This is a genomic window from Variovorax sp. V116 (assembly GCF_041154435.1).
Lineage (GTDB): Bacteria > Pseudomonadota > Gammaproteobacteria > Burkholderiales > Burkholderiaceae_C > Variovorax > Variovorax paradoxus.
Map to the genome: position 1 here is coordinate 1,939,627 of NZ_AP028661.1, position 25,689 is coordinate 1,965,315.

Here is a 25,689-nt window from a genome sequence, read left to right on the forward strand (position 1 = left end):
CCTTTGTCGTTGGGTGCTGGCCAGCCAGCATGGGTGCGGGCTTAGACGCGCTTGCGGTATTCGCCGGTGCGGGTGTCGATTTCGATCTTGTCGCCTTGCGACACGAACAGCGGCACCGGCACTTCGAAGCCGGTGGCGATCTTGGCGGGCTTGAGCACCTTGCCCGAGGTGTCGCCCTTGACGGCCGGCTCGGTCCAGGTGATTTCGCGCTCGACGCTGGTCGGCAGTTCGACCGAGATGGCCTTGCCGTCGTAGAACACCACTTCGACCGGCATGCCGTCTTCGAGGTAGTTGAGGGCGTCGCCCATGTTCTCGGCTTCGACTTCGTACTGGTTGTACTCGGTGTCCATGCAGACGTACATCGGGTCGGCGAAGTAGGAGTAGGTGCACTCCTTCTTGTCCAGCACGATCTGGTCGATCTTGTCGTCGGCCTTGAAGACCACTTCGGTGTTGAAGTTGGCGATCAGGCTCTTGAGCTTCATGCGCACGGTGGCGGAGTTGCGGCCGCCGCGGCTGTATTCGGTCTTGAGGACGACCATCGGGTCCTTGCCGTGCATGATGACGTTGCCGGCGCGGATTTCTTGAGCGATTTTCATATCAGGTTCTCTGGATGTTGGCCGCTCGGTGCGCGGAGCCATCGGGCGACGTATGCAATGTGGTTTGCAAGGTCTTGCCGGCGTGTCTTGCCGGCCTCATTGGCCCCGCGGTACATGTCCCGCGGCAGGTTTGGCGGAGAGCATCTCGGATCTGTGTAGATCCGGGCCGAAATCCGCAAAGCCCACTATTTTAGCTTTTTCCGGCGACCAGATGCCGCAATTGAGTGACCAAGTCCTCTTGTGCGCACAGCTTTTGGCGGGCGGCCAGCACGGTTTCACGCCATGGGCCCTGTGTTTCGAGAGCGGGCAGGGGGCTGCTGTCGAACCCGTTCCAGGCATGGTGGAACTGCCGCAGCGACGGCGGGGCGCCCAGCCAGTCGAGCCAGGCGCCGAGCTTGACGTGGTGCGCGTCGTCGTCCTGCGGGTAGATCTGCCAGACCAGCGGCGCGCCGGCCCACAGCCCCCGAACGAGCGAATCCTCGCCGCGCACGAAATTCAGGTCGCAGGCCCAGAGAAGATGATCGAAATCGGCTTGCGTGAGATACGGCAGGTATGAAATTGATAGCGCGCCGAGCCCCGAGACCCCGTGATCCGGCTGTTTCCTGTCGGCAAAGAACGCCCTGACCGCATGCGCGGCCCGGCCCGAGGTGACCAGGAGCCGCGTGGGCTGCGAACCGGCCGCCAGCTGCTCGAGCAGGGTGGCCAGCGACGGCGGCTCGTAGCAGAACAGCGACACCAGGCGTTCGCCATCGCGCCAGGGAATTTGCTGCGCCGCCAGCCATTGCGCGCGGTCGAAGCGTGCCCGTCGCTCCAGCAGGCCGGGCTCCCGCAGCAGCCCTCCCGTGGCGGGTGTGAAGCCCGGATAGAAAAAGCGCTTCGTCAATCCCGTGCCGGGCCCCTTGAACACGGGCGAGGGCAGGCCGTGCAGGCGTTCGACGTACGGCTCGGCCGACAGGTACTCGAGATTGATCCACGCCCGGCCCGGCCCCCCCGGGGCCTGCGGCTCGGCAAAGCGCGCGATCAGTTCGGGCGCCGGCTCGCAGCCGAAGGCCTCGACCAGCACATCGGGCGGCGGGGCCGCCACGGCTTGCCGGACGGCGGCGGGCTGGAGCCAGTCGACCACGCTCACGCCCTCGCAGCCGGTGGGCGCCATCCAGTGCAGCGCCGTGGCGTCGTCGATCCACAGGCGCACGCGTTCGCCGAGGGCGGCCAGCTGGCTCGACAGCCGCCAGCACACGCCGAGGTCGCCGTGGTTGTCGATGACCCTGCAGAAAATGTCCCATTGCATGGGCGCGAGTGTGCCTGTCTTCGGCGGGGCGAGGCCGTGGTGCCTGCTTGGTATGCTGGCCGGCATCACAACATCCGGAGAGAGAAACCATGCGCCTGCCGACCCGCCGCCGTTCGCCACTTTCCCTTGGTTTCTTTGCTCACCCCGGCATGGCGAGAACCGTGCTCGCGCTTTCCCTGGCCTTGGGCGGCCTGGCCGGTGCCTCGGCGCAAACGACGCCGTCGCTGACACCGCAGCAGCAGCGCTTTCACGACATCTACAAGGAGCTGATCGAGATCAACACCAGCCATTCGGCGGGCGACAACACGCTCGCGGCGCGCGCCATGGAAAAGCGGCTGGTCGAAGCGGGCTTTGCGCCCGGCGACATCCAGATCTTCGAGCCCTTCCCCAAGAAAGGCAACCTGGTGCTGCGCTTCAAGGGTAACGGCAGCAAGAAGCCGCTGCTGCTGCTGGCCCATATCGACGTGGTCGAGGCCCGGCGCGAGGACTGGAAGACCGATCCGTTCAAGCTGCAGGAAACCGGCGGCTATTTCACGGCGCGCGGTTCGATCGACGACAAGGCCATGGCCTCGGCGCTGGTGTCGGTGCTGGGGCAGCTCAAGCAGGAAGGCTTCAAGCCCAGCCGCGACATCATCCTGGCGCTGACGGCCGACGAAGAGCGCGGCGACGCGCTCAGCAACGGCGCCTTCTGGCTCATCAACAACAAGCCCGAGCTGCTGCAGGCGGAGTTCGGCATCAACGAAGGCGGCGGCGGCGAACTGCGCGGGGGCAAGCCCAACCTGCACCGCATGCAGGTGGCCGAGAAGATGTACACCACCTACATGCTCGAGGCGCGCGACGTCGGCGGCCACAGCTCGGTGCCGACCAATAGCAACCCGATCTACGCACTGTCCGCGGGGCTCGAGCGCCTGGGCAGCTACGCGTTCCCGGTCAAGCTGGGCGAGGTCACCAAGACCTATTTCGCACGCAGCGCGCCGTTTGCCACCGGCCAGCTGGCCGACGACATGCGCGCGGTTGGCGGCGGCAACCCCGAGCCCGCGGTGATCGAGCGGCTCTCGGCCAATCCGGCCTACAACGCGCAGCTGCGCACCACCTGCGTGGCGACCATGGTGCAGGCGGGCCATGCCGAGAACGCGCTGCCGCAGTCGGCCAAGGCCACGGTCAACTGCCGCATCCTGCCGCACGACGACCCGGACGAAGTCGAGCGCCTGCTGACCCAGGCCGTGGGCAACGACAAGATCGTGGTGCGCAACCTCGGCAAGCCCTTGCGCAGCCCGGCCTCGCCGCTGAACGGCGACCTGGTGAAGACCGTGGAATCGGTGACGCAGGCCATGTGGCCCGGCGTGCCGGTGGTGCCCGCGATGAGCACCGGCGCCACCGACAGCCGCTTCATGCGCAACGCCGGCATTCCGATGTATGGCGTGACGGGCATGTTCCTCGACCCGGCGGATGCACGGGCGCATGGACTGGACGAGCGCATCGAGATCCAGCGGCTCTACGACGGCCGCGAGTTCCTGTACCGGCTGGTGAGCGAGCTCGCCAGATAGGCGCCGCCCTCCCCGCGGAGAGGGCGGGCGTCCCGGTCAGGGCGTGAAGGTGTCTCCCAGCACGATGCCTTCGCGCCGCGGATCGGCGCCGCCGGTGAGCACCGGTTTGCCGCCCACGGTCGTGCGCATGATGGTGCTGATGCCGCTGGACTGCGCCCCGAAGCCCACCGTGTGGCCGAGCGCGCGCAGGCCGGTGATCAGCGGGTCGTTGTTGCCCGAGTCCGACGTGTCGATCGCCGGGTGCTCGCCGCCCACGTTGGTGGTCTTGCTGTTGGAGGCGCCGAAGTCCACCAGCGAGGTGGCCTGCTGCGCATCGAGGCCCCAGTCGAGCGCGCCGACCAGCGTCTTCACCACGTACTGGATGATCGTGCCGCCGCCCGGCGATCCGGTTCCCATCACGAACTCTCCCATGCTGCCGTCGCTGTTCTTCCTGAACACCATCGTGGGCGCCATCGTGCTGCGCGGGCGCTTGCCGGGGGCGACGCGGTTGGCCACCTTCACGCTCGGCGTGACGCTGGTGTCGTCGGGGTTGGAAGCGAAGTCGGTCAGCTGGTTGTTCAGCATGAAGCCCTGGGTCATGTGGAACGAACCGAGCGTGCTCTCGACGGTGGTGGTCATCGTGACGACGTTGCCCTGCTTGTCGACCACGGTGAAGTGCGTCGTGCCGTGCTCCTCGGTCTTGTCGATGCCCAGGGGCACGCTTCCAAGGTCGCCCGGCAGTGCCGTTCCCATGCTCGCCGACAGGCTGATCAGGCTGGCCCGCTTCTGCAGGTAGGGCTTGTTGATCAAGGTGTTGACCGAGCCGCCGGGCAGCGGCACGAAGTCGGTGTCGGCCACGTATTTGTCGCGGTCGGCATAGGCCAGGCGCTCGGCCTCGCTCACCAGGTGCACGCCCATCACGGTCGGCTTGCCGCCTTCGAGGTCGATCGCGGTGGGCTTGTACAGGCCCAGGTTGAAGGTCTCCAGGATGCCCAGCGACTGCACCACCGCAATGCCGCCGGAGGACGGCGGCGACATGCTGCACACGTAGTAGTCGCGGTAGGCGCCGCAGACCGGATCGCGGCGTTTGGCCACGTAGCCGGCCATGTCGGCCATGGTCGTCTTGCCGGGCGTGATGGCCGAACCGTCGGCGGCCGCCGTGATGCCGATCTTGTCGACGATGCCTTGCGCGATGGCGCCGGTGTAGAACGCGTCCGCGCCCTGTGTGGCAATGGTGCCGAGGGTCCTGGCATAGGCCGGATTCTTGAGCCTGGTGCCCAGCGCCTTCGGCGTGCCGTCGTCGTTGAAGAAGTAGGCCGTGGCCTCGGCGTCGCGCTTGAGGCTGGCGGCCGAGCCGGAGATGGCGGCGGCCATGCGCCCGCCGATCGGGAAGCCATCGGCGGCGAGCGTGATGCCGTAGCTGAAGAGGTCTTTCCAGGGCAGCTTGCCATGGTCCCTGTAGGCAATGTCGAGCATGCGCACCGCGCCGGGTGTGCCGATGGAACGGCCGCTCGCACGGGCGCTGGGCTTGGGCGGGTTCTGGTCCGCCACGTCGTCGATCCAGCGCAAGTAGTTCTCGGTTGCCGCTGCCGGCGCCATTTCGCGCCCGTCGTAGGCCTGCAGCTTCCTGGTTGCCGCGTCGTAGTGAAGCATGAACGCGCCGCCGCCCAGGCCGCTGGATTGCGGCTCGACCAGGCCCAGCACGGCCTGCACCGCCACTGCCGCATCGACTGCGCTGCCGCCGGCCTTGAGGACATCGCAGCCCGCGCGCGTGGCGAGCGGATGGTTGGCCACCACCATGTAGTTCTTCGCGTAGACCAGCTTGTGGCCGACGACGTAGCCCGAGGCGGGCTCGGGTGCCGCCGGGTCGCCCGGGTCGCCGGAACCCACCACGACCGGCGTGCCGCCGTCGCCGATCAGGCAGCCCTTGTCGGCTTCGGGCGGCGGTGGGGCAGGCCGGTTGGCGTTGGCCGCGTTGATGGCGGCGATCGTCGCGACCAGGGCGGCGTTGTCCTGCGCGCCATTGCCGCCGCCGCAGCCGGCCACCGTCAAGGCCAGCGCGATGGGGGACAGTGCCAGCCAGGCGCCCGTCCGGATGTTTTTCTTCATGGAGAGTTCCCCCGAGTAGTCTTGATGAAATGACACAGGCGCTCCTCGCGCCCGTCATCATCAGCACAATTCATTCCAGGCCGATCGGGGTTTCCTCGCAGGCTGGCCCTGCGGCCTGGCGTGCGCGCCACAATAGCCGCCATGTCAGACGTGCATTCCGATCAATTGCTCAGCGAAGTCGCGGCCCTGCCGCAGCTGCCGGGCGTCTACCGCTATTTCGACGCGGCTGGCGCGGTGCTCTACGTGGGCAAGGCGCGCAACCTCAAGAAGCGGGTTGCCAACTATTTCCAGAAGAGCCATGGCGGCACGCGCATCGGCCACATGATCAGCAAGATCGTGCGCATGGAGACCACCGTGGTGCGCTCCGAGGCCGAGGCGCTCTTGCTCGAGAACAATCTCATCAAGACGCTCAAGCCGCGCTACAACATCCTGTTCCGCGACGACAAGAGCTATCCCTACCTGAAGATCGCCTCGCACGAGTTTCCGCGCCTGGCCTACTACCGCGGCGCGGTCGACAAGAAGCACCGCTACTTCGGGCCCTACCCGAGCGCCTGGGCGGTGAAGGAGTCGATCCAGCTGCTGCAGAAGGTGTTCAGGCTGCGCACCTGCGAAGACACGGTGTACGCCAACCGCACACGGCCCTGCCTGCTATACCAGATCAAGCGCTGCACCGGCCCCTGCGTGGGCTACATCACGCCCGAGGCCTATGCGCAGGACGTGGCCAGCGCCGAGGCCTTCCTGAGGGGCGACACCCAGCTCGTGCTCTCCAAGCTCGAGGCGCGCATGACCGAGCACGCCGAGAAGCTCGAATTCGAACAGGCGGCCGAGCTGCGCAACCAGATGTCGGCGATCTCGCGCGTGCTGCACCAGCAGTCGATCGAGATCGCTTCGGACAAGGACGTCGACATCCTTGCCGTCAAGGTGCAGGGCGGCAAGGCCTGCGTCAACCTGGCGATGGTGCGCGGCGGCCGGCACCTGGGCGACCGCGCCTATTTCCCGGTGCATGTGGAAGACGCCGCGCAGATCCACCATGGCGAGCTCGATGCGGAAGAGGGCGCAGCGCCCGCCGCGGCCGATCCGATCGAGGTGCAGGTGCTCGAGGCCTTCATTGCCCAGCACTACATCGACGTGCCCGTGCCCGCCACGCTGGTGCTGAGCCACCTGGTGAGCCGCGAGCTGATCGAGGCGATCTCGCAGCAGGCCGGCGCGCGCGTGACGGCGGTGTTCCAGCCGCGCGAGCAACGCAGGCACTGGCTCGAGATGGCCGAGACCAACGCCGGCCTGCAACTGGCCCGGCTGCTGGCGGAAGAAGGTTCGCAGCAGGCGCGCACCCGTGCGCTGGCCGATGCGCTGGAGCTCGCGCCCGACGATCTCGACAACTTCCGCATCGAATGCTTCGACATCTCGCACACCGCGGGCGAGGCCACGCAGGCCTCGTGCGTGGTGTTCGAGCACCACACGATGCAGAACCGCGAATACCGCCGCTACAACATCGAGGGCATCACGCCCGGCGACGACTACGCCGCGATGCGCCAGGTGCTGCACCGCCGCTATGGCAAGCTGGCCGAGGCCATGGCGGCCGAGACTGAAGCGCTGCCGCCGGGCGACGCCGAGAGCGATGGCGGCGGCGCACCGCCCAAGACCCGGACCGCGCGCATGCCGGAACTGGTGCTGGTCGACGGAGGCAAGGGCCAGGTGTCGATGGCGCGCGAGGTGTTCAGCGAACTGGGCCTGCCGCTGTCGCTCATCGTCGGCGTCGAGAAGGGCGAGGGGCGCAAGGTCGGGCTCGAGGAACTGGTGTTTGCCGATGGCCGCGAGAAGGTCTACCTGGGCAAGGACTCCGCGGCGCTGATGCTGGTGGCGCAGATCCGCGACGAGGCCCACCGCTTTGCCATCACCGGCATGCGCGCCAAGCGCGCGAAGGTGCGCGTGGGCGGCAGCCAGCTCGAGGACATTCCGGGCATCGGACCGAAGCGCCGGGCGCGCCTGCTGCAGCGCTTTGGCGGAATCCGCGGCGTGGCGGCCGCCAGCGTCGAGGACATTGCATCGGTCGAAGGCATTGCGACCGACCTGGCCGAGGAAATCTATCGCGCGCTGCATTGAGGCCGATTGCCCCCGGCTTCAGCTTCAGCCTCTCGCGCATGACACAATCGCCCGCATGTTCTGGACCCTCCCGACCATCATGACCTGGACGCGCATCGTCGCGATTCCATTGATCGTTGGTGTGTTCTACCTGCCGATGGCCGAGCCGATGCGCAACCTGATCGCCACGGTCATGTTCATCGTCTTCGCGGCCACCGACTGGCTCGACGGCTTCCTGGCGCGCAAGCTCAACCAGACCTCGGCCTTCGGCGCCTTCCTCGATCCGGTGGCCGACAAGTTCCTGGTCTGCGCCTCGCTGCTGGTGCTGGTGCACCTGAACCGCGCCGACGTGTTCGTGGCGCTGATCATCATCGGCCGTGAGATCGCGATCTCGGCGCTGCGCGAGTGGATGGCGCAGATCGGCGCGAGCAAGAGCGTGGCGGTGCACATGATCGGCAAGGTCAAGACCACCGTGCAGATGGTCGCGATTCCGTTCCTGCTCTATGACGGACGCCTCTTCAAGATCATCGACACCGGTCTCTGGGGCCAGTGGCTGATCTGGATCTCGGCCGTGCTCACGATCTGGTCGATGGTCTATTACCTGCAGAAGGCCATTCCCGAAATCCGGGCCCGCGCCAAATGAGCGTGGCTGCGGCCCGCGGCGCAAGCTGGCTGCGCGCCATGCCGGCGGTGTTCGTGCTGATCTGGAGCACGGGCTTCATCGTTGCGCGCTATGGCATGCCCTATGCGCCGCCGCTCAAGTTCCTGGCTGTGCGCTTTGCGCTTTCTCTCGTGTGCTTCTGCCTCTGGGTCAGGCTTGCGCGGGTCGCCTGGCCGAAGGACCGCGCGCAGTGGGGGCACCTGGCGGTCACCGGCGTCCTGATGCAGGCGGGCTACCTGGGCGGCGTCTGGGCCGCGGTGCATGCGGGCATGGGTGCGGGGCTGGTGGCATTGCTGGTCGGCATCCAGCCGGTGCTGACCGCCGTCTGGCTGTCGTTCAACGGCGGGCGCATTTCGCAGCGCCAATGGGCCGGGCTGGTGCTCGGCTTTGCGGGCCTGGTGCTCGTGGTGTCGCGCAAGTTCGGCCAGGGCAGCGAGGTCAGCGCGTTGACCATGGCGCTTGCGGTGATGGCGCTCCTTTCGATCACGGCGGGCACGCTGTACCAGAAGCGCTTCGTCGCCCCCTGCGACGTGCGCAGCGCGAGCGCCGTGCAGATGGCAGCCGCATTGATCGTGTGCCTGCCCTTTGCGGCCATGGAATCGCAGGGCATCGAATGGAACGCGCATTCGACCGGCGCCATGGCCTGGTCGGTGCTGGTGCTGTCGCTGGGCGGCAGCTCGCTGCTCTACATGCTGATCCAGCGCGGCACGGCCACCGCCGTCACGAGCCTGCTCTACCTGGTGCCGCCGTGCACGGCAGTCATGGCCTGGCTGCTGTTCGCCGAGCCGATCACCCTGGTGACCTTGCTGGGCATCGGCCTCACCGCCGCCGGCGTGAGCCTGGTGGTGCGCAGCGATCGCTGAGCCGCCCTTGCTTTTTCTTCAGCGCGGCGAACCGGCCTTGCCGGGTTTCCAGGGCTCGCCGCGGAACTGTTCGGCCAGGTGGTCGAGCAGCAGCCGCACGCGGCGCGGCGTCTTGGGGCGCCAGGGCGCGATCCAGTGGATGTCGGCATCGGGCATGGCGTAGTGGGGCAGCACCCGCACCAGTTCACCGGAAGCCAGTTGCGGTGCGATGTCCCACAGGCTGCGCAGCATGATGCCGTGGCCGGCCAGGCACCAGTCGCGCACCATCTCGCCCGAATTGCTCGTGAGCGGACCCTGGACGCGCACGCGCGCCGTGCTGCCGTCGCGCGCATGGCGCAGGGTCCACAGCGCGAACTGGTGCTGGTTGACCTCGCCGTTCTCGCGCGCGACCAGGCAGTCGTGGGCCGCCAGCGCATCGACGGTGGCCGGCAGGCCGCGCCGCTCCATATATGAAGGAGAGGCGGCCAGCACGCGCTGGTTGCGCGCAATGCGGCGCGTGACCCAGTCGGCCGCGCGGCGCTGCTGCACGGCCCAGAGCCAGAGCGCGCCGTCATAGCCTTCGGCGCCGAGGTCGGGCAGCCGCTCGGTCAACAGCAACTCGATCTGCAGCCCGGGATGGCGCGCCTGGAAGCTGGCCAGGGCAGGGCCGAGCCAGCGGCGGCCGAAGCCGAAGGTCGCAGCCAGCCGGATGGTGCCGACCAGTTCGTTCTGCCGCTCGCCGAGCTCGCTTTCGAGCGCGGCAAAGCCTTCGAGCAACGCCCTCGCGTGCAGGCAGACCGCTTCGCCCTCGGCCGTCACGCTGAGGCGGCGCGTGGTGCGCTCGAACAGCCGCTGGCCCAGCCGCGCCTCGAGCGCACCGAGCCGCTTGGTCACGACCGAGGGCACCACGTCCAGCGTGGCGGAGGCGCCCGCCAGGCTTCCCTGGTCGCGGATCGCCAGCACCAGCTCGAGATCGCCGCGGTCCATCGACAATGGATTCATGCCAGATTGGAAAGTATGAATTGGTTGATTGTTGCTTGATGATCGATAAGGCGCAACGCACAATTGCCGCGTGACTGCTTCCTTCTTCGACTTTCCCGAATTCGACATCGAGCGCAACGGCGTGCGCATACATGGCCGCATCGGCGGGCGCGGCGTGCCCCTGCTGCTCTTGCACGGGCATCCGCAGACGCACCTGATCTGGCACCGCGTGGCGCCGGCCCTCGCCGAGCGGTTTACGGTGGTGGCGGTGGACCTGCGCGGCTATGGCGACTCCGGTCGCCCCGCGGACGATGCCGGCCACGTGGCCTACAGCAAGCGCGAAATGGCGCGCGATGCACTCGCCGCCATGCGCCATCACGGCTTCGAGCGCTTCGGCGTGCTGGCGCACGACCGCGGCGCGCGCGTCGCGCATCGGCTGGTCGCCGACCATGCGGCGGCCGTCGAGCGCATGCTGCTGCTGGACATCGCGCCCACGCTCTCGATGTACGAGAACACCACCGAGGCCTTTGCGCGCGCCTACTGGCACTGGTTCTTCCTGATCCAGCCGCCGCCGCTGCCCGAGGCCTTGATCGCCTCCGACCCGGTGCGCTACGTGCGCAGCGTGATGGGCGGGCGCCACGCGGGGCTCGCGCCCTTCGCGCCCGAGATGCTGGCCGAATACGAGCGCTGCGCCGCCATTCCGGGCACGGCCGAATCGATCTGCGGCGACTACCGCGCGTCCGCCACCATCGATCTGGTGCACGACCGCGCCGACATCGCCGCCGGCCGCAAGCTTGCGCAGCCGCTGCGCGTGCTCTGGGGCGAGCACGGCGCGGTGGGCCGCTGCTTCGATGTGCTCTCGCTCTGGCGCGAATGCGCCATCCAGGTTTCGGGCCGCGCCTTGCCGTGCGGCCACTACATACCGGAGGAGGCCCCGGGCGAACTGCTCGCCGAGGCGCTCCAGTTTTTCACTTCCCCTCTCCAGCAAGAAGGAACCAGACCATGACCACCCACAGAATCGCAGTCATCGCCGGCGACGGCATCGGCAAGGAAACCATGCCCGAAGGCCTGCGCGTGGTCGATGCCGCGGCGCGCAAGTTCGGCATCGACCTGAAGTTCGACCACTTCGACTTCTCGAGTTGGGACTACTGCGAGAAGCACGGCAAGATGCTGCCCGACAACTGGAAGGACCAGATCGGCGGCCATGATGCCATCTACTTCGGTGCGGTCGGCTGGCCCGAGAAGATTGCCGACCATGTCTCGCTCTGGGGCTCGCTGCTCCTGTTCCGCCGCGAGTTCGACCAGTACATCAACCTGCGCCCCGCGCGCCTGATGCCCGGCATCACGGCCCCCGTGGTGCGGCGCGACGGCACGCCGCGCGAGCCCGGCGAGATCGACATGTACATCGTGCGCGAGAACACCGAAGGCGAGTACTCGAGCATCGGCGGGCGTATGTACGAAGGCACGCCGCGCGAGATCGTCGTGCAGGAAACCGTGATGTCGCGCGTGGGCGTCGACCGCGTGCTCAAGTTTGCGTTCGAGCTTGCGCAATCGCGCCCCAAGAAGCACCTGACCAGCGCGACCAAGTCGAACGGCATTTCCATCACCATGCCGTACTGGGACGAGCGCGTGGCCGAAATGGCAAAGAACTATCCGGGCGTGAAGCTCGACAAGTTCCACATCGACATCCTCACGGCCCACTTCGTGCAGCGGCCCGACTTCTTCGACGTGGTGGTGGCCAGCAACCTGTTCGGCGACATCCTGTCCGACCTCGGCCCTGCCTGCACCGGCACCATCGGCATTGCGCCCAGCGCCAACCTCAACCCGGAGCGCACCACGCCCTCGCTGTTCGAGCCGGTGCACGGCTCGGCGCCCGACATCGCGGGCAAGGGCATCGCCAACCCCATCGGACAGATCTGGTGCGGCGCGATGATGCTCGAGTTCCTGGGCCACAAGAACGCGCACGACGCGATCCTTTCCACCATCGAAAAGGTGCTGGCGCCCCAAAGCGGAGCGCCGCGCACGCCCGACATCGGCGGCAAGGCGAGCACCAGCGACCTTGGCAAGGCCATTGCCGAGGCCCTTTGAAATTCGTCTTCAAGAAACGCCCCTAAAATCGCGCGCTCCGCTGTTCTGCACGGCCTCGTGTCGTATTGACACCCTGCAGACCAGTGGTTGTAATCCTCGCTGGCAGCGCGCTGCCGAGGCGTCAGTCCTGCCAGGCTTTTCGAGCCGCGTCATTTCGCGGCCAGCTCGCAGCTGACGAAAGCCGACCAACTTTATTTCTTCTACAAGGGGCCCTTGTGAACAAGACCGAACTGATTGAGCACATCGCAAAGAACGCCGATATTTCCAAGGCAGCCGCCACCCGCGCGCTGGAATCCACCATCGGCGCCATTCGTACCACGCTCAAAAAAGGCGGCTCGGTGTCGCTGGTCGGTTTCGGCACTTTCGCAGTCGGAAAAAGGGCCGCCCGCACCGGCCGCAATCCGCGCACCGGCGACGCGATTAAAATCAAGGCCGCCAAGATTCCGAAGTTCCGTCCGGGCAAGGCGTTGAAAGACGCGCTGAACTAAGACGTAGACTACGGAGAGTATTCCCGGTGGGGTGCTTAGCTCAGCTGGTAGAGCGGCGCCCTTACAAGGCGTAGGTCGGGGGTTCGAGCCCCTCAGCACCCACCACCACCCGATGCAAAGGCGAACACAGGTTCGCCTTTTTTATTGCCGTCCCGACATCCGTCGCAAAAGAGTGTTCAAGCATGTTTGATTTCTTCCGCAAGTACAACAAGATCGTCATGATTTTCTTGTTCTTGCTGATCATTCCCTCGTTCGTCCTCTTTGGCGTGGAGCGCTATCAGGGCTCCGGCGGCGAAGTGAAGGTTGCGCGGGTCGATGGCCAGAACATCACCCGGCCCGAGTGGGATGCGCAGCACCGTCTCGAGACCGACCGCATCCGCCAGCAATCGCCCAACGTCGATCCAACGCTGCTCGAATCCGACGTGATGCGCTATGCCACGCTGGAGCGCATGGTGCGCGACCGCGTGCTGGCCGCGGCAGCGGCCAAGTCGAACGTGACCATCTCCGAAGAGCGGCTGTCGCGCATCTTCGCGCAGGACACGGGCCTTGCGGCCTTCCGCACGCCGGACGGCAAGTTCGACCGCGAGAGCTTCCAGCGCGTCACCGGCCGCACGCCGGAGCAGTACGAGGCGTCGATGCGCGCCGAACTGGCCACGCAGCAGATGCTGCTGGGCGTCACGGGCACGGCGTTCACGCCGCCCGCGCTGGCGGCGGCAACCATCAACGCCTTCTACGACCGGCGCGAGATCCAGGTCGCGCGCTTCAGCCCCGAGAGCTTCGCGTCCAAGGTGACCGTGAGCGATGCCGACGTGGAGGCCTACTACAAGGCCCACACCGCGCAGTTCCAGGCGCCCGAGCAGGCCAGCATCGAGTACCTCGTGCTCGACCTCGAAGCCGCCAAGAAGAACATCTCGGTGAACGAGGCCGACCTCAAGACCTACTACGAGCAGAACACGGCGCGCTTCGGCACCAAGGAAGAGCGCCGCGCAAGCCACATCCTGATCACCGCGCCGGCCAGCGCACCGGCAGCCGACCGCGCCAAGGCCAAGGCCAAGGCGGAGCAATTGCTTGCCGAAGTGAAGAAGGCGCCCGCCACCTTCGCCGACGTCGCGCGCAAGAATTCGCAGGATCCCGGATCGGCGGAGAAGGGCGGCGACCTCGACTTCGTGACGCGCGGTGCAATGGTCAAGCCTTTCGAGGATGCGCTGTTCGCACTCAAGAAGGGCGACATCAGCGACGTGGTCGAAACCGAGTTCGGCTATCACATCATTCGCCTCGCCGACATCAAGCCGGCCGTGGTGCCGCCGTTCGAGCAGGTGCGCGCCACCATCGAGAACGAAGTCCGTTCGCAGCAGGCGACGCAGGAATTCGCGAAGGCCGCCGAAACCTTCACCGATGCGGTCTACCAGCAGCCCGACAGCCTCAAGCCCGCGGCGGAAAAGCTGAGGCTCACGATCCAGACGGCCAGCAACGTCTCGCGCACGCCGCCGCCGGGCGCCGCCGGCGTGCTCGCGAACCGCAATTTCCTGAACGCGCTGTTCGCGGCCGATTCGCTGGACCGCAAGCAGAACACCGAAGCCATCGAAGTCGGCTCCAACCAGCTCGCGGCAGGCCGTGTGACGCAGTACACGCCCGCGCATCCGATGCCGCTGGCCGAGGTCAAGGACAAGATCCGTGCGCAGCTCATCACCGAGCGCGCCGCGGTCATGGCCAAGGCCGAGGGCGAAGCCAAGCTCGCCGCCTGGACCGCCAAGGCCGACGGCGCCACCTTCGGCGCACCGGTCACGGTGTCGCGCCGCGAAGCGCAGGCCCAGCCCCTTGCCGTCATCGATGCCGCATTGCGCGCCGATGCGTCCAAGCTGCCCGCGCTGGTGGGCGTGGACCTGGGCACGCAAGGCTACGCAGTGGTCCGCGTGACCAAGGTGGTTCCGCGCACGCCGTCGGCGCCCGAACAAACGCAGCAGGAGAACGCGCAGGTCGGCCAGTCGGTGGCTGCGGCGGAAGAAGTTGCGTACTACAACTTGCTGAAGGAACGCTTCAAGGCAGAGATCCTCGTGCCGAAGCCGGCGGAGACGCTGCCGATGGCCCGCTGACCCGGGCTTGTTGCGCGCCGTGTCGCCTCCGGCTCAGCTGCCAGGACGCGACCACGTATTTCGTCGCACGTGGGACAAGCGCAAGGGGCGCTTGTCGCCAGAATCCCGTGCATGGGAACCCTCTATCTCGTGCGCCACGGCCAGGCCAGTTTCGGCGCCGCCGACTATGACAACCTGAGCGAGCTCGGCCACAGGCAGTCCGTGCGCCTTGGCGAATACTGGCGGGAGCGCGGCATGCATTTCGATGCCGTGATCACCGGCACCCTGAAGCGCCATCGCCAGACCTGGGAAGGCATTGCCGAGGGGCTCGGGCTGAAGCGCGACGATGTGCTGGCGTGGCCCGGGCTCAACGAGTACGACAGCGAGGCTGTCATCGCCACCATCCACGAAGGCAAGCTCGAGAAGCCCGACTCGCCCGAGATGTACCGCCACCACTTCCGCCTCTTGCGCGACGGCCTGGGCGCCTGGATGCAGGGCCGGACCCAGCCCGCCGGCATGCCGAGCTACGTCGATTTCCTGGCGGGCGTGACGACGGCGCTCGACCATGTGCGCGGCCGCCACCACGGCGCCAAGGTGCTGGTGGTGTCGAGCGGCGGACCGATCAGCACGGCCGTGGGCCATGTGCTGGGCACGAGCCCCGAGACGACGATCGAACTGAACCTGCGCATCCGAAACACCGCGGTGACGGAGTTTGCCTTCACGCCCAAGCGGCACATGCTCGTCACCTACAACACGCTGCCGCACCTGGACGCTCCGGCCTACGAAGGCTGGGTGACCTACGCCTGAGCGTCTGCAGCAGCGGCTGCATCAGGCCTGCCAGACGCCGTAGCCGCTCTTGCGCAGCGCGATGCCGAGCTCGACCTCCATCGAGCGCGCGTCCTCGTAGCTCATCGGGTTGTAGCGTTCGTAGAGCGCGGGCAGCAGCCTGAGCCCGAAGGCCTGGACGAAGCTGTTGGCCTGGATGCCGGCCTTGTGCTTGTCGAAGCGGATGTCGGGGTCGAGCCCCGTCATTCCGACGTAGACGAAGGGCTTGCCGAGCTGGTAGTCGGGATTGGCGCGCCTGAACCGGCCATGGTTCCAGACGCGGTCATCGAGTTCGACCACGTAGACGTGGTGCTTCGCCCGTGGTTTGCGCGGCATCGATCCGCACTGCCGGCCGGATCAGCTCTTGCGCTTGATCAGGCCGTACAGGATCAGCAGCACGATCGCGCCGAGCACCGAGGCAATGAAGCCCGCCCCCTGGCCCGCGGTGTACCAGCCGAGTGCCTGGCCGACATAGGTCACGATCAGGGAACCCGCCACGCCGATCAGCGTGGTCACGATGAAGCCTGCGGAATCGTCGCCCGGCTTGACGGCCCGCGCCACGAGACCCACGATGAACCCGATCAGGATGGTCCAGACGATGCTCATGAAGAAATTCCTTTGGCGGTGAATTGGAAAGTGGCGGTCACGGCGAAAAGCGCGAACCGTCGAAGCAAGCGGCGTTCATGATAGCGGAGCAGCGCGATTGCCGAAGCCGGCTCGATCACATCGGGCTCGAGTCCGAGAACTTTGGCGCAGACGGCCATGTCGTGGTTGCTGCTGCGTCCTACAGGGTGCTTCGCGGCGCAGCGCTATACCGGGACCATGCTGGAAAAACTGCCTGAAGTCATCGGCCACGCGCTGCAGGGAATGCGCGCGGGGTTGGACAAGATCGTCTTCAATACGCTTGGCATGCGGCAGGGGATGGCGTCGATTGCCTTGAGCAGCGTTGCTTTCGCGGACCACGCGCCCTTGCCGTCGCGCTATACGGCCGATGGCGAGGGCTTGTCGCCGCCGCTGCAGTGGACCGGGCTTCCGGCGGGCACCGAATCGCTGGTGCTGGTGGTCGAGGATGCCGATTCACCCACGCCGAATCCGCTCGTGCATGCGATCGTCGTCGGGCTGCAGCCGGCCGAGGGCAAGCTCGACGAGGCGGCCATTCCGAGCCGGGACAACGCCGGCGCCGCCGGTTTGCGCGTCGGGCGCAATTCCGGGCTGCAGGCCGCCTGGCTGCCTCCCGATCCGCCCCCGGGGCACGGCGCGCACCGCTACGCCTTCCAGCTGTTTGCGCTCGACGACACGCCCGCGTTTTCCACGGCGCCCGGGCGGGACGAGGTGTTCGACGCGCTGCGCGAGCACGCGCTCGCGAGCGGCCTGCTGATCGGCACCTGCGAAAGGCCGGACGGCTCGATCAAGATCAAGAAGGCGGCCCCGGCCGGGCCCCTCGCCACGGGTTGAGAAGAATTTCAGGCCCGTTCGCATGCCCCCGTGGCGAAAACCGGGGTTTTTGCCGCTACAATTGAAGGCTCTGCGGTGGCTGTAGCTCAGCTGGTAGAGTCCCAGATTGTGATTCTGGTCGTCGTGGGTTCGAGTCCCATCAGCCACCCCAAAATACCTTTCCCGACTGCTATTGCGCAATAGCGTCCACGGGAACACAGCGCCGGGCCAGCCCCGGCGTTGTCATTTCCGGCTCCTGCAGCCGGCGCAGCGCTCTTCCTTTGGCTTGATAAAAAGGCATCCAAACTGGTGCGCGCTGCATTGTGCGCCGCCGCAGACCGGGCGCGGGATCCTCAATTTTCACGCGACGGCCTGCTTGTAATAAATTGGAATTGAATTAAAATCCGCCCCGTTTCCAATTTTCAGGAGTCCAACAATGGCTTCGACCCTTGCCGATATCAATTCCCAGATCAAGAAGTACGACGAGCAGATTGCGCAATTGCGCAAGCAGGCCGAAGACCTTCGCAACCAAGAGCGCGCGGGCGTGATTGAAGATGTGCGCCGGAAGATCGCTGAATACGGCCTGACTGCGTCGGACCTGAAACTCAGTGCACGCGGCGGCTCGGTCAAGCGCAGTGCAGGGGTTCCCGCGGTCAAGGCAGCAGCCAAATACCGTGGTCCGACCGGAGAAACCTGGTCTGGCGGCCGCGGCCGCAAGCCGCGTTGGGTCACCGAAGCACTGGCCGCAGGCAAGTCGCTTTCCGAGTTCGAGATCAAGTAAGCGCCGAAGCAGGCCACCCGCCAATAAAAAAGCCCGCATCTGCGGGCTTTTTTATTGGGTGCGAATCCGGGCAAACCCGCAGCGCTCAGTTCACCATCACGAGTTTTCCTTTGACGCCGCGCGATCCCATGTGGGCATAGGCAGCTTTCAATTGTGACATCTGCATCGTGCTGTCGATCACGGGCTTGATCTTTCCCTGTCCGTACCAGTGCGCCAATTCGGCCATCATTTGTGCATTGGCCTTGGGCTCGCGCTTGGCGAAATCGCCCCAGAACACACCGACCAGGGAAGCGCCTTTCAACAGCGTGAGGTTCAATGGCAGCGACGGAATCGGCCCGGAGGCAAAGCCGACCACCAAATAGCGTCCGCGCCATGCAATCGAGCGAAATGCAGGCTCGGCGAAATCACCGCCCACCGGGTCGTAAATGACGTCGGGGCCTTTGCCGTCGGTCGCGGCCTTGATGGCATCGCGAAAGCCGCCTGGAAGCGCATGCGTGGTGTAGTTGATGGTGGCGTCGGCGCCAATGGAGCGGCAGAGTTCGCATTTCTCGTCGGTAGAAGCCGCCGCAATCACTTTGGCGCCTGCCGCCTTTGCGATTTGAATGGCGGCGGTGCCCACGCCGCCTGCCGCGCCGAGCACGAGCACGGTTTCACCGGCCTTGAGCTGCGCGCGGTCCATCAGCGCATGCCACGAGGTGGCATAGATCATGATGAACGCCGCCGCGTCGACATGGCCGAAGCCTTCGGGCAGCGGCATGCACAGCGCCGCCGGTGCCAGCGTGTGGGTTGCGAACCCGCCCGTGCCCGAAAGGCAGGCCACGTTCTGGCCGACCTTCAGATGGGTGACGCCTTCGCCCACCGCCTGGACGACGCCGGCGTATTCCGAACCGGGCACGAAGGGCAGCGGCGGCTTGATCTGGTATTTGTTCTGCACGATCAGCAGATCGGGGAAGTTGAGGCTGGCTGCCCTGATCTCGATCAGCACCTGGCCCGGACCCGGCGCCGGCGTCGGCAGTTCCTTCCAGGCCAGCGCATCGACGCCGGTGGGGTTTTCGCAAAGCCATGCGTGCATGCTCGGGTCTCCTTTGAATCAGTCGTGTGTGGGCAATGATGCGAGGCGATGATAGGGGGCGCGGCAGGGCGCCGTTGTCCCTGCTGCGACGCACGCGGCGCCTACAATCCGGGCACTGAAAAGCACCATGAAGATACTTATTTCCAACGACGATGGTTTTCAGGCGCCGGGCATCGTCGCATTGCACGACGCATTGAAAGACATCGCGGACGTCGAGGTGGTTGCACCCGAGCACAACAACAGCGCCAAGTCCAATGCCCTCACGCTGGCGGCGCCGCTCTACGTGCACAAGGCGCACAACGGTTTTCGCTACGTGACGGGCACGCCGGCCGATTGCGTTCACATCGCGCTCAAGGGGCTGCTCGGCTACCGGCCCGACCTGGTGGTCTCCGGCATCAACAACGGCGCCAACATGGGCGACGACACCATCTACTCCGGCACCGTGGGTGCGGCCATGGAGGCCTATCTGTTCGGCATCCCGGCCATCGCGTTCTCGCAGATCGAGAAGGGCTGGGCGCATGTCGACGCGGCCGCGCAGGTGGCCCGGCGCCTGGTGCAGCAGATCGAACGCGAGCGCATGCTGGACGGCGGCGCCTTCCTGCTCAACGTGAACGTTCCGAACCGGCCGCTCGAAGAGCTCAAGCCGATCCAGGTTTGCCGGCTGGGCCGGCGCCATTCCGCGGAGAAAGTCATCACGCAGGAAAGCCCGCGGGGCGAGACGATGTACTGGATTGCAGGTGCCGGTGGCGCCAAGGACAGCGGCGAGGGCACCGACTTCCATGCCACCGCTGCCGGCCACATTGCGCTGACGCCGCTGCAGATCGACCTGACCGACCATGCCAACCTGGGCCAATGGCGCGAGACGGTTGCCCGTCTCGGTAATTGAGCATGGCCACGCAACGGCCTGGATTCCCGGTTCGCCTGACACCCACCGCCTCGGCCGCCACGCGCGGGCGCCTGCCCGCCGTGCCTGCCAAGCCGATGGTGCCGTCCACGCCTTCGATGGCCTCCGACGCCGTGCGCGCGCGCATGGTGCAGAAGCTCGCCGCCCAGGGCATTGCCGATGCGCGCGTGCTGCGCGCGCTGAGCGCGGTCGAGCGGCATCGCTTCGTCGACAGCGCGCTGGTCAACCAGGCCTATGAAGACACGAGCCTGCCGATCGGGCTGGGCCAGACCATCTCCAAGCCGAGCGTGGTGGCCCGCATGATCGAACTCCTGCTGGGCGCGCCCGCACTGGCCGGCAAGCCGCAGGACCGTCTCGGCCGCGTGCTGGAAATCGGCACTGGCTGCGGCTACCAGGCCGCAGTGCTGAACCACGTGGCCACGGAGGTGTACAGCATCGAGCGCCTGCGCGGACTGCACGAGCGCGCGCGCGCCAACCTGCGGCATTTCCGGCTGGCCACGGTTCACCTGATGCTGGGCGACGGCATGGTCGGCTATGCCAAGGGTGCGCCCTATGCCGGCATCATCGCCGCGGCAGGCGGCGAGGCGGTGCCGCAGGCCTGGATCGAACAACTCGCCGTCGGCGGACGCATCGTGGCGCCCACGCACTCGGCAGGCGGCGGGCAGGCGCTCGTCGTCATCGATAAAACCGCCCGTGGACTCGAGCGCCGCATTCTTGAGGCGGTTCACTTTGTCCCCCTAAAATCGGGCATCGCTTGAAGGAACAACAAATGCAGGGTTTTGGCAATCGGAGTTGGTGCGCTGGTATCACGTTGGCCGTTGTGCTCGTGATCGCGGGCTGCGCCGCACCGCGAGGGCCGGCACCGGTCGAAGACCGGGGCACGATGACGCGTGCGCCCAATGCGGCACCCGGTGGCCCGCTCATCACCACCGACGCGTCGGGCAAGCCGCTTCCAGGCATCGAGAACTATGGCAAGCCGGGCTATTACGCCGTGCGGCCCGGCGACACGATCCGCCGCATCGGCAACGAAACCGGCCAGAGCTGGCAGAACATCGTCCGCTGGAACAATCTTGAAAATCCCGACCTGATCGAAGTCGGACAGGTGCTGCGCGTGGTGCCGCCGGTGGGACCGGGCACCGCCGTTGCAACCGCGCCAGCGTCTTCCTCTTCCGAGGGCGTGGTGACCAAGCCCGTCGCGCCGCCGTCGGCGGTGGTGCCTGCGGCGCCCGCCAGCGCTGCGGTCGGCAAGCCGCCAGTGACGGCGTCGCCGTCGGCGCCCGCAGCAAGCTCGGGCGACGAAGACCTCGGCTGGATCTGGCCGGCGCACGGCACGCTGCTCGCGGGCTTCGACGACGCCAAGAACAAGGGCTTCGACATCGGCGGCAAGGCGGGCGACGCCGTCCTTGCAGCGGCCGATGGCCGCGTGGTCTATGCCGGCGCCGGTTTGCGCGGCTATGGCAACCTGATCATCCTGAAGCACAACAACACCTATCTCACGGCCTACGCGCACAACCAGACGCTGCTCGTGAAGGAAGACCAGTCGGTGCAAAAGGGCCAGAAGATCGCCGAGATGGGCAACAGCGACGCCGACCGCGTCAAGCTGCATTTCGAAATCCGCCGCCAGGGCAAGCCCGTCGACCCGGCGCGCTACTTGCCGAGCCGGTGATGCCATGGCCGCTTCCAGCCCCCGTCGCGCACTGCCCGTGCGTCGGCCGGTGGGCCGGGGCAGGGCCGTAGAGAGCGGCTCGCAGGGCTCGCCTGCGGCACCTGCTGCAGACCTGATTGCCGCAACAACCGATTTGCCCGGCGGCGAGGGCGCCGATGCCCTGACAATCTACCTGCGCCAGGTGCGGCGTACCGAACTCTTCACGCCCGAAGAGGAATACCAGGCCGCATGCGCCGCGCGCGCCGGCGACTTTGCCGCGCGGCAATCGATGATCGAGCACAACCTGAGGCTGGTTGTGAACATCGCCAAGGCCTATCTGGGCCGGGGCGTACCGCTTTCCGATCTCATCGAGGAAGGCAATCTCGGCCTGATGCACGCCATCACCAAGTTCGAGCCCGAACGGGGCTTTCGCTTTTCCACCTATGCAACCTGGTGGATCCGCCAGTCGGTCGAGCGCGCCGTACTGACCCAGGCGCGTGCGATCCGCCTGCCGGTGCATGTGGTGCGCGAGCTGCAGCAGGTGCTGCGGGCCCGCCGCACGCTCGAAGGCGATGCCGAGTTCCTGGCGCATCGGCCCGACGGCGTGCGCGTGGAGGACGTCGCCGCATTTCTGGGACTGGAGGTGCAGGCGGTCGCGGAACTGCTGGCGCTGGCCGAGGCGCCGCGCTCGCTCGATGCCGGCGACGCGCACGGAGACGAAGGCTTCACCCTGGCCGACACCGTGGCGTCGGAGGACGAGCAGGGCGACCCGACCGACGTCACGCACACCCACGAGGTCGCGCGCCTGCTCGATCAATGGGTCCACGCACTGGATGCTCGCGAGCGCGAGGTGCTGGAGGGCCGCTATGGCCTGCACGACCGCGAGCCCGAGACGCTCGAGGTGCTGAGCGTGCGCCTCGGGCTGACGCGCGAGCGCGTGAGGCAGATCCAGAACGAGGCGCTGGCCAAGATGCGGCGCCAGCTGATCCGCTCGGGCGTGGGGCGCGACGCCTTGTTCTAGCGGCGGCTTGCCGCGGCTGCGGAGGGGCAGGGCCGGCGCTGAGACAATCGGGGGATGACGGAATCCATCGAAGAAAAGAAAGTCCCCGCGAAAACCCCGGCCACCGCGGCGGGCGAATGGCTCAAGGTCGAGTCGCTCGACCTCGACGCGCAAGGCGTGGCGCACAACGCCGACGGCATGGTCGTGTTCATCGAAGGGGCCCTGCCTTTCGAGGAAGTGCAGTTCAACGTTCATCGCCGCAAGAACAACTGGGAGCAGGGCACGGTCACGGCCATCCGGCGCGAATCCTCGCAGCGGGTGCGGCCCGGCTGCCCGCATTTCGGCTTGCACACCGGTGCCTGCGGCGGCTGCAAGATGCAGCACCTGGACGAGGCGGCGCAGGTTGCGGTGAAGCAGCGCGCCCTCGAGGACAACCTGTGGCACCTCGGCAAGGTGCGGCCCGACAACGTGCTTCGGCCGCTGGAAGGGCCGGCCTGGCACTACCGCTATCGCGCTCGGCTCTCGGTGCGCCATGTGGTCAAGAAGGGCACGGTGCTGATCGGCTTCCACGAGCGCAAGAGCCGGTACCTCGCCGACATGCAGGTATGCCCGGTGCTGCCCAAGCAGGTCAGCGACATGCTGATGCCGTTGCGCGCATTGATCGGCTCGCTGGACGCCCGCGAGACCTGCCCGCAGATCGAACTCGCCTGCGGCGATGCGCCCGGCACCACCTCGCTCGGCACGATCGCCTTGGTGCTGAGGCACCTGGAGCCGCTCTCCAATGCGGACATCGGCCGTCTGAAGGCCTTTGCGGCGCAGAACGCCGGCGTCCAGTGGTGGCTGCAGGCCAAGGGGCCGGACACCGTGAAGCTGCTCGAAGAAGGCGGCATGCCGCTGTCCTACGAGCTGCCCCAGTTCGGTGTGACGATGCCGTTCAAGCCCACCGATTTCACGCAGGTCAATCCGCACATCAACCGCGCCCTCGTAGGAAAGGCGCTGCGCCTGCTCGACGTGCAGCCGCACGAACGCGTGATCGACTGGTTCTGCGGCCTGGGCAACTTCACCCTGCCGCTGGCCAGCCGTGCGTGCGAGGTCCTGGGCATCGAGGGCAGCGACACCCTGGTCGCGCGCGCAAGCGACAACTTCAGCAAGAACCAGCCTGCCACCTCCGCCAGGCGGGCGCTGTCGGCGACGCGGTTCGTGGCCCGCAACCTCTTCGAAATGACCCCCGCCATGCTGGTGGCCGATGGCAGCGCCGACAAGTGGCTGGTCGACCCGCCGCGCGAAGGCGCCTTCGCGCTGGCCAAGGCCATGGCCGACCTGCACCTGCAGCCCGAGCTTCGAACCGATGGCTGGACACCGCCCAAGCGCATCGTCTACGTGAGCTGCAACCCGTCCACCCTGGCGCGGGACGCCGGCCTGCTGGTGCACCAGGCCGGCTATCGCTGCACGTTCGCGGGGGTGATCAACATGTTCCCGCACACGGCGCACGTCGAGTCGATTGCGGTGTTCGACCTGGCATGAAAAAAGGGCCCCTCGGGGCCCTTCTTCATTGGCGCACACGGCGCCTTGTTCGCTGTTCGCTCAGTCGCGTTCGCCGCCGGCGATGCCCAGCAGGGCCAGCAGGCTCTGGAACACGTTGAACAGGTCAAGGTAGAGCGCGAGCGTGGCGCTGATGTAGTTGGTTTCGCCGCCATCCATGATCTGCTTCAGGTCATAGAGCATGAAGGCCGAGAAGATGCCGATGGCCGCCACCGAGATGGCCATCATGCCGGCGCTCGAGCCGACGAAGACGTTGATGATGGCACCCACCATCAGCACCATGGCGCCGACGAAGAGCCACTTGCCCATGCCGGACAGGTCGCGCTTGATCACCGTGGCCACCGATGCCATCACGAAGAAAACGCCGGCGGTGCCGCCGAACGCCGTCATGATGAGCTCGGAACCGTTCTTGAAACCCAGCACCATCGCGATCAGCCGCGACAGCATCAGGCCCATGAAGAAGGTGAAGCCCAGCAGCACCGGCACGCCGGCGGCCGAGTTCTTGGTTTTCTCGATGGCGAACATGAAGCCGAAGGCGCCGCCGAGGAAAACCATGAGGCCCAGGCCGCCCGTGAGCGAGCTTGTGATGCCGGTGGCAACGCCGATCCAGGCGCCCAGCACGGTGGGCAGCATGCTCAGCGCCAGCAGCCAGTAGGTATTGCGCAGGACGCGTTGGCGCTCAGCCTGCGGCAGCGCCTGGCCGTAGCCGGCGGAAGTGTCGAGGGTGGTAACGCGGTCGTTCATGGCCGTAGCTCCTTTGGTTGCTGCAATCACGCAGTTGGGCGCATTCTAGGGGGCTGCAAGAGGGGGGCGGCACAAAGACCGTATGGACGATGGTCCTAAGCGCAAGGGTGCCCAGGGCACTGTTGGCCGTTATGCTGTCGGGTTTTACGCAACCTGATTCTCACCATGAAGACCAAGTCCTTCCTCGAACTCGCCGATGTCAAGGCCATTGCCGCCGCTGCCGAAGCCGAGGCCCTCAAGAACAACTGGGCCGTGACCATCGCCATCTCCGACGATGCCGGCAACCTGCTGTGGCTCCAGCGCCTGGATGGCGCCGCGGCACTGTCGTCCCACATCGCGCCCGCCAAGGCGCACACCGCAGCCATGGGCCGCCGCGAGAGCAAGGTCTACGAAGACATCATCAACGGCGGCCGCAGCGCGTTCCTCACGGCGCCCGCGGTTCAGGGCCTGCTCGAGGGCGGCGTGCCCATCGTGAAGGACGGCCAGGTGATCGGCGCCGTCGGCGTGAGCGGCGTGAAGTCGAACGAGGACGCCCAGATTGCCAAGGCAGGCATTGCAGCCCTCGGTCTTTGAGCTTTCGATAGCGCCAAAGCAAAACGCCGACTTCGAGTCGGCGTTTTTGTTGGATATCCAGCGTGAAAAAAAGCTTGGCTAGTCGGCGAACCGTTGGCTAGCAAAAAACGACCCTCGGAGATGAATCTCCTCAAGTCGCCCCACGATGAAACTTGCGCGAAGGGCGGGCTGAGGTCTTACTTGGTAAGAATCAGCTTGCCGAGTTTGGTGGCCTGTAGCCTGTAGAGGGAACCGTTGTGCATGATGCCCACGGTCTTGCTTCCTTTCAGAAGCTCCGTGCTTTCGACCATCGGCGCCGGGCGCGCTGCCTGGATGGACGCATGTCCGCCACCCGATTGGTCGAGCGAAGGATGGCTCAGAACAGAAAAGGCGTTCGGTTTGGCTTGCATCTGAAATTCCCTTATCGAAGCGATGAGTGAATGATAATGATTCGCAA

Annotated in this window: 27 protein-coding genes and 2 tRNA genes; 19 read left to right on the forward strand and 10 right to left on the reverse strand. The window is 66.4% G+C overall.

The window, feature by feature from the left end; all coding sequences use genetic code 11:
* Positions 1–41 precede the first annotated feature (41 nt).
* Complete coding sequence (gene efp / locus ACAM58_RS09105; RefSeq protein ID WP_012746921.1) at positions 42–596, reverse strand: elongation factor P; 555 nt, start codon at positions 594–596, stop codon at positions 42–44.
* A 190-nt stretch (positions 597–786) separates the two neighbouring features.
* Positions 787–1,950 (reverse strand): elongation factor P maturation arginine rhamnosyltransferase EarP, encoded by a 1,164-nt coding sequence (gene earP / locus ACAM58_RS09110; protein ID WP_012746922.1) that lies wholly within the window; start codon positions 1,948–1,950, stop codon positions 787–789.
* Between the two features lie 23 nt (positions 1,951–1,973).
* Between earP and ACAM58_RS09115 the strand changes: the two genes are divergently transcribed.
* Positions 1,974–3,431, forward strand: coding sequence for a M20/M25/M40 family metallo-hydrolase (locus ACAM58_RS09115; protein WP_049809375.1), 1,458 nt, complete (start codon positions 1,974–1,976; stop codon positions 3,429–3,431).
* Positions 3,432–3,467: 36 nt separating this feature from the next.
* Here the strand turns inward: ACAM58_RS09115 and ACAM58_RS09120 are convergent, their stop codons facing one another.
* Entirely contained in the window at positions 3,468–5,519 is a 2,052-nt protein-coding gene (locus tag ACAM58_RS09120) for a gamma-glutamyltransferase family protein (protein ID WP_369664337.1), read from the reverse strand.
* A 141-nt stretch (positions 5,520–5,660) separates the two neighbouring features.
* Here ACAM58_RS09120 and uvrC point away from each other — a divergent pair, with 141 nt between their 5' ends.
* The 3 genes from uvrC to ACAM58_RS09135 are packed head-to-tail and all read left to right on the forward strand — an operon-like array spanning position 5,661 to position 9,125.
* Positions 5,661–7,622: an excinuclease ABC subunit UvrC gene (uvrC, locus tag ACAM58_RS09125; protein ID WP_012746925.1), complete on the forward strand. Its 1,962-nt coding sequence runs from the start codon at positions 5,661–5,663 to the stop codon at positions 7,620–7,622.
* A gap of 55 nt (positions 7,623–7,677) precedes the next feature.
* Complete coding sequence (gene pgsA, locus ACAM58_RS09130) at positions 7,678–8,244, forward strand: CDP-diacylglycerol--glycerol-3-phosphate 3-phosphatidyltransferase (protein WP_012746926.1); 567 nt, start codon at positions 7,678–7,680, stop codon at positions 8,242–8,244.
* Positions 8,241–9,125, forward strand: coding sequence for a DMT family transporter (locus ACAM58_RS09135; protein ID WP_012746927.1), 885 nt, complete (start codon positions 8,241–8,243; stop codon positions 9,123–9,125). Before pgsA ends, ACAM58_RS09135 begins: the two co-directional genes overlap by 4 nt.
* A gap of 18 nt (positions 9,126–9,143) precedes the next feature.
* Here ACAM58_RS09135 and ACAM58_RS09140 read toward each other — a convergent pair whose 3' ends face one another.
* On the reverse strand, positions 9,144–10,106 hold the full coding sequence (locus tag ACAM58_RS09140; RefSeq protein WP_369664338.1) for a LysR substrate-binding domain-containing protein: 963 nt from the start codon (positions 10,104–10,106) through the stop codon (positions 9,144–9,146).
* A gap of 70 nt (positions 10,107–10,176) precedes the next feature.
* Here ACAM58_RS09140 and ACAM58_RS09145 point away from each other — a divergent pair, with 70 nt between their 5' ends.
* From ACAM58_RS09145 to ACAM58_RS09170, 6 genes are all read left to right on the forward strand, one after another.
* On the forward strand, positions 10,177–11,091 hold the full coding sequence (locus ACAM58_RS09145; RefSeq protein WP_369664339.1) for an alpha/beta fold hydrolase: 915 nt from the start codon (positions 10,177–10,179) through the stop codon (positions 11,089–11,091).
* The gene (locus tag ACAM58_RS09150; RefSeq protein ID WP_012746930.1) at positions 11,088–12,173 is read left to right on the forward strand and encodes a tartrate dehydrogenase; all 1,086 of its coding nucleotides are present in this window, start codon (positions 11,088–11,090) and stop codon (positions 12,171–12,173) included. The genes ACAM58_RS09145 and ACAM58_RS09150 overlap by 4 nt, the downstream gene beginning before the upstream one ends.
* 215 nt (positions 12,174–12,388) lie before the next feature.
* A complete protein-coding gene (locus ACAM58_RS09155; protein WP_007830705.1) occupies positions 12,389–12,661 on the forward strand; it encodes an HU family DNA-binding protein in 273 nt (90 codons plus the stop codon).
* Positions 12,662–12,690: 29 nt separating this feature from the next.
* Positions 12,691–12,766 (forward strand) — tRNA-Val (locus ACAM58_RS09160).
* Positions 12,767–12,843: 77 nt separating this feature from the next.
* Positions 12,844–14,754, forward strand: coding sequence for a SurA N-terminal domain-containing protein (locus ACAM58_RS09165; protein WP_012746931.1), 1,911 nt, complete (start codon positions 12,844–12,846; stop codon positions 14,752–14,754).
* A gap of 111 nt (positions 14,755–14,865) precedes the next feature.
* Positions 14,866–15,540, forward strand: coding sequence for a histidine phosphatase family protein (locus tag ACAM58_RS09170; protein WP_012746932.1), 675 nt, complete (start codon positions 14,866–14,868; stop codon positions 15,538–15,540).
* Positions 15,541–15,561: 21 nt separating this feature from the next.
* On the opposite strand, the gene ACAM58_RS09175 is transcribed toward ACAM58_RS09170, so the two are convergent.
* Genes ACAM58_RS09175 through ACAM58_RS09185 form a run of 3 tightly spaced genes read right to left on the reverse strand, consistent with a single transcriptional unit; the run spans position 15,562 to position 16,322 of the window.
* The gene (locus tag ACAM58_RS09175; protein ID WP_012746933.1) at positions 15,562–15,894 is read right to left on the reverse strand and encodes a hypothetical protein; all 333 of its coding nucleotides are present in this window, start codon (positions 15,892–15,894) and stop codon (positions 15,562–15,564) included.
* Positions 15,895–15,915: 21 nt separating this feature from the next.
* Positions 15,916–16,164 (reverse strand): GlsB/YeaQ/YmgE family stress response membrane protein, encoded by a 249-nt coding sequence (locus ACAM58_RS09180; RefSeq protein WP_012746934.1) that lies wholly within the window; start codon positions 16,162–16,164, stop codon positions 15,916–15,918.
* Positions 16,161–16,322, reverse strand: coding sequence for a hypothetical protein (locus tag ACAM58_RS09185; protein ID WP_155247783.1), 162 nt, complete (start codon positions 16,320–16,322; stop codon positions 16,161–16,163). The genes ACAM58_RS09180 and ACAM58_RS09185 overlap by 4 nt, the downstream gene beginning before the upstream one ends.
* Here ACAM58_RS09185 and ACAM58_RS09190 point away from each other — a divergent pair.
* From ACAM58_RS09190 to ACAM58_RS09200, 3 genes are all read left to right on the forward strand, one after another.
* The gene (locus ACAM58_RS09190; protein ID WP_369664340.1) at positions 16,321–17,013 is read left to right on the forward strand and encodes a YbhB/YbcL family Raf kinase inhibitor-like protein; all 693 of its coding nucleotides are present in this window, start codon (positions 16,321–16,323) and stop codon (positions 17,011–17,013) included. The genes ACAM58_RS09185 and ACAM58_RS09190 overlap by 2 nt on opposite strands.
* 75 nt (positions 17,014–17,088) lie before the next feature.
* A tRNA-His gene (locus tag ACAM58_RS09195) sits at positions 17,089–17,164 on the forward strand.
* A gap of 264 nt (positions 17,165–17,428) precedes the next feature.
* A complete protein-coding gene (locus tag ACAM58_RS09200; RefSeq protein ID WP_012746936.1) occupies positions 17,429–17,773 on the forward strand; it encodes an H-NS family nucleoid-associated regulatory protein in 345 nt (114 codons plus the stop codon).
* Positions 17,774–17,858: 85 nt separating this feature from the next.
* Here ACAM58_RS09200 and ACAM58_RS09205 read toward each other — a convergent pair whose 3' ends face one another.
* On the reverse strand, positions 17,859–18,845 hold the full coding sequence (locus ACAM58_RS09205; protein WP_012746937.1) for an NADPH:quinone oxidoreductase family protein: 987 nt from the start codon (positions 18,843–18,845) through the stop codon (positions 17,859–17,861).
* Positions 18,846–18,972: 127 nt separating this feature from the next.
* On the opposite strand from ACAM58_RS09205, the gene surE reads away from it, so the two are divergent.
* The 5 genes from surE to rlmD are packed head-to-tail and all read left to right on the forward strand — an operon-like array spanning position 18,973 to position 23,918.
* The gene (gene surE / locus ACAM58_RS09210; RefSeq protein ID WP_018903013.1) at positions 18,973–19,731 is read left to right on the forward strand and encodes a 5'/3'-nucleotidase SurE; all 759 of its coding nucleotides are present in this window, start codon (positions 18,973–18,975) and stop codon (positions 19,729–19,731) included.
* A gap of 2 nt (positions 19,732–19,733) precedes the next feature.
* On the forward strand, positions 19,734–20,507 hold the full coding sequence (locus tag ACAM58_RS09215; protein WP_062362153.1) for a protein-L-isoaspartate(D-aspartate) O-methyltransferase: 774 nt from the start codon (positions 19,734–19,736) through the stop codon (positions 20,505–20,507).
* Between the two features lie 11 nt (positions 20,508–20,518).
* On the forward strand, positions 20,519–21,415 hold the full coding sequence (locus ACAM58_RS09220) for a peptidoglycan DD-metalloendopeptidase family protein (RefSeq protein ID WP_012746940.1): 897 nt from the start codon (positions 20,519–20,521) through the stop codon (positions 21,413–21,415).
* A 4-nt stretch (positions 21,416–21,419) separates the two neighbouring features.
* Positions 21,420–22,415 carry a sigma-70 family RNA polymerase sigma factor gene (locus tag ACAM58_RS09225; protein WP_012746941.1) on the forward strand — a complete coding sequence of 332 codons (996 nt, stop codon included), beginning with the start codon at positions 21,420–21,422 and terminating at the stop codon, positions 22,413–22,415.
* A gap of 54 nt (positions 22,416–22,469) precedes the next feature.
* Positions 22,470–23,918: a 23S rRNA (uracil(1939)-C(5))-methyltransferase RlmD gene (rlmD, locus tag ACAM58_RS09230; protein WP_369664341.1), complete on the forward strand. Its 1,449-nt coding sequence runs from the start codon at positions 22,470–22,472 to the stop codon at positions 23,916–23,918.
* Positions 23,919–23,978: 60 nt separating this feature from the next.
* Here rlmD and ACAM58_RS09235 read toward each other — a convergent pair whose 3' ends face one another.
* The gene (locus tag ACAM58_RS09235) at positions 23,979–24,680 is read right to left on the reverse strand and encodes a Bax inhibitor-1/YccA family protein (RefSeq protein ID WP_369664342.1); all 702 of its coding nucleotides are present in this window, start codon (positions 24,678–24,680) and stop codon (positions 23,979–23,981) included.
* 165 nt (positions 24,681–24,845) lie between these two features.
* Here ACAM58_RS09235 and ACAM58_RS09240 point away from each other — a divergent pair, with 165 nt between their 5' ends.
* Positions 24,846–25,253 carry a heme-binding protein gene (locus tag ACAM58_RS09240; protein ID WP_012746944.1) on the forward strand — a complete coding sequence of 136 codons (408 nt, stop codon included), beginning with the start codon at positions 24,846–24,848 and terminating at the stop codon, positions 25,251–25,253.
* Positions 25,254–25,429: 176 nt separating this feature from the next.
* Here the strand turns inward: ACAM58_RS09240 and hemP are convergent, their stop codons facing one another.
* Positions 25,430–25,642 carry a hemin uptake protein HemP gene (gene hemP / locus ACAM58_RS09245; RefSeq protein ID WP_012746945.1) on the reverse strand — a complete coding sequence of 71 codons (213 nt, stop codon included), beginning with the start codon at positions 25,640–25,642 and terminating at the stop codon, positions 25,430–25,432.
* Positions 25,643–25,689: the final 47 nt, after the last annotated feature.

Bases quoted from the DNA above. Each gene is read 5' to 3' on its own strand.
- efp (WP_012746921.1), bottom strand. From the start codon at position 596: ATGAAAATCGCTCAAGAAATCCGCGCCGGCAACGTCATCATGCACGGC.
- earP (WP_012746922.1), bottom strand. From the start codon at position 1,950: ATGCCGGCCAGCATACCAAGCAGGCACCACGGCCTCGCCCCGCCGAAG.
- ACAM58_RS09115 (WP_049809375.1), top strand. From the start codon at position 1,974: ATGCGCCTGCCGACCCGCCGCCGTTCGCCACTTTCCCTTGGTTTCTTT.
- ACAM58_RS09120 (WP_369664337.1), bottom strand. From the start codon at position 5,519: ATGAAGAAAAACATCCGGACGGGCGCCTGGCTGGCACTGTCCCCCATC.
- uvrC (WP_012746925.1), top strand. From the start codon at position 5,661: ATGTCAGACGTGCATTCCGATCAATTGCTCAGCGAAGTCGCGGCCCTG.
- pgsA (WP_012746926.1), top strand. From the start codon at position 7,678: ATGTTCTGGACCCTCCCGACCATCATGACCTGGACGCGCATCGTCGCG.
- ACAM58_RS09135 (WP_012746927.1), top strand. From the start codon at position 8,241: ATGAGCGTGGCTGCGGCCCGCGGCGCAAGCTGGCTGCGCGCCATGCCG.
- ACAM58_RS09140 (WP_369664338.1), bottom strand. From the start codon at position 10,106: ATGAATCCATTGTCGATGGACCGCGGCGATCTCGAGCTGGTGCTGGCG.
- ACAM58_RS09150 (WP_012746930.1), top strand. From the start codon at position 11,088: ATGACCACCCACAGAATCGCAGTCATCGCCGGCGACGGCATCGGCAAG.
- ACAM58_RS09165 (WP_012746931.1), top strand. From the start codon at position 12,844: ATGTTTGATTTCTTCCGCAAGTACAACAAGATCGTCATGATTTTCTTG.
- ACAM58_RS09170 (WP_012746932.1), top strand. From the start codon at position 14,866: ATGGGAACCCTCTATCTCGTGCGCCACGGCCAGGCCAGTTTCGGCGCC.
- ACAM58_RS09175 (WP_012746933.1), bottom strand. From the start codon at position 15,894: ATGCCGCGCAAACCACGGGCGAAGCACCACGTCTACGTGGTCGAACTC.
- ACAM58_RS09180 (WP_012746934.1), bottom strand. From the start codon at position 16,164: ATGAGCATCGTCTGGACCATCCTGATCGGGTTCATCGTGGGTCTCGTG.
- ACAM58_RS09190 (WP_369664340.1), top strand. From the start codon at position 16,321: ATGTCGTGGTTGCTGCTGCGTCCTACAGGGTGCTTCGCGGCGCAGCGC.
- ACAM58_RS09185 (WP_155247783.1), bottom strand. From the start codon at position 16,322: ATGGCCGTCTGCGCCAAAGTTCTCGGACTCGAGCCCGATGTGATCGAG.
- ACAM58_RS09200 (WP_012746936.1), top strand. From the start codon at position 17,429: ATGGCTTCGACCCTTGCCGATATCAATTCCCAGATCAAGAAGTACGAC.
- ACAM58_RS09205 (WP_012746937.1), bottom strand. From the start codon at position 18,845: ATGCACGCATGGCTTTGCGAAAACCCCACCGGCGTCGATGCGCTGGCC.
- surE (WP_018903013.1), top strand. From the start codon at position 18,973: ATGAAGATACTTATTTCCAACGACGATGGTTTTCAGGCGCCGGGCATC.
- ACAM58_RS09215 (WP_062362153.1), top strand. From the start codon at position 19,734: ATGGCCACGCAACGGCCTGGATTCCCGGTTCGCCTGACACCCACCGCC.
- ACAM58_RS09220 (WP_012746940.1), top strand. From the start codon at position 20,519: ATGCAGGGTTTTGGCAATCGGAGTTGGTGCGCTGGTATCACGTTGGCC.
- ACAM58_RS09225 (WP_012746941.1), top strand. From the start codon at position 21,420: ATGGCCGCTTCCAGCCCCCGTCGCGCACTGCCCGTGCGTCGGCCGGTG.
- rlmD (WP_369664341.1), top strand. From the start codon at position 22,470: ATGACGGAATCCATCGAAGAAAAGAAAGTCCCCGCGAAAACCCCGGCC.
- ACAM58_RS09235 (WP_369664342.1), bottom strand. From the start codon at position 24,680: ATGAACGACCGCGTTACCACCCTCGACACTTCCGCCGGCTACGGCCAG.
- ACAM58_RS09240 (WP_012746944.1), top strand. From the start codon at position 24,846: ATGAAGACCAAGTCCTTCCTCGAACTCGCCGATGTCAAGGCCATTGCC.
- hemP (WP_012746945.1), bottom strand. From the start codon at position 25,642: ATGCAAGCCAAACCGAACGCCTTTTCTGTTCTGAGCCATCCTTCGCTC.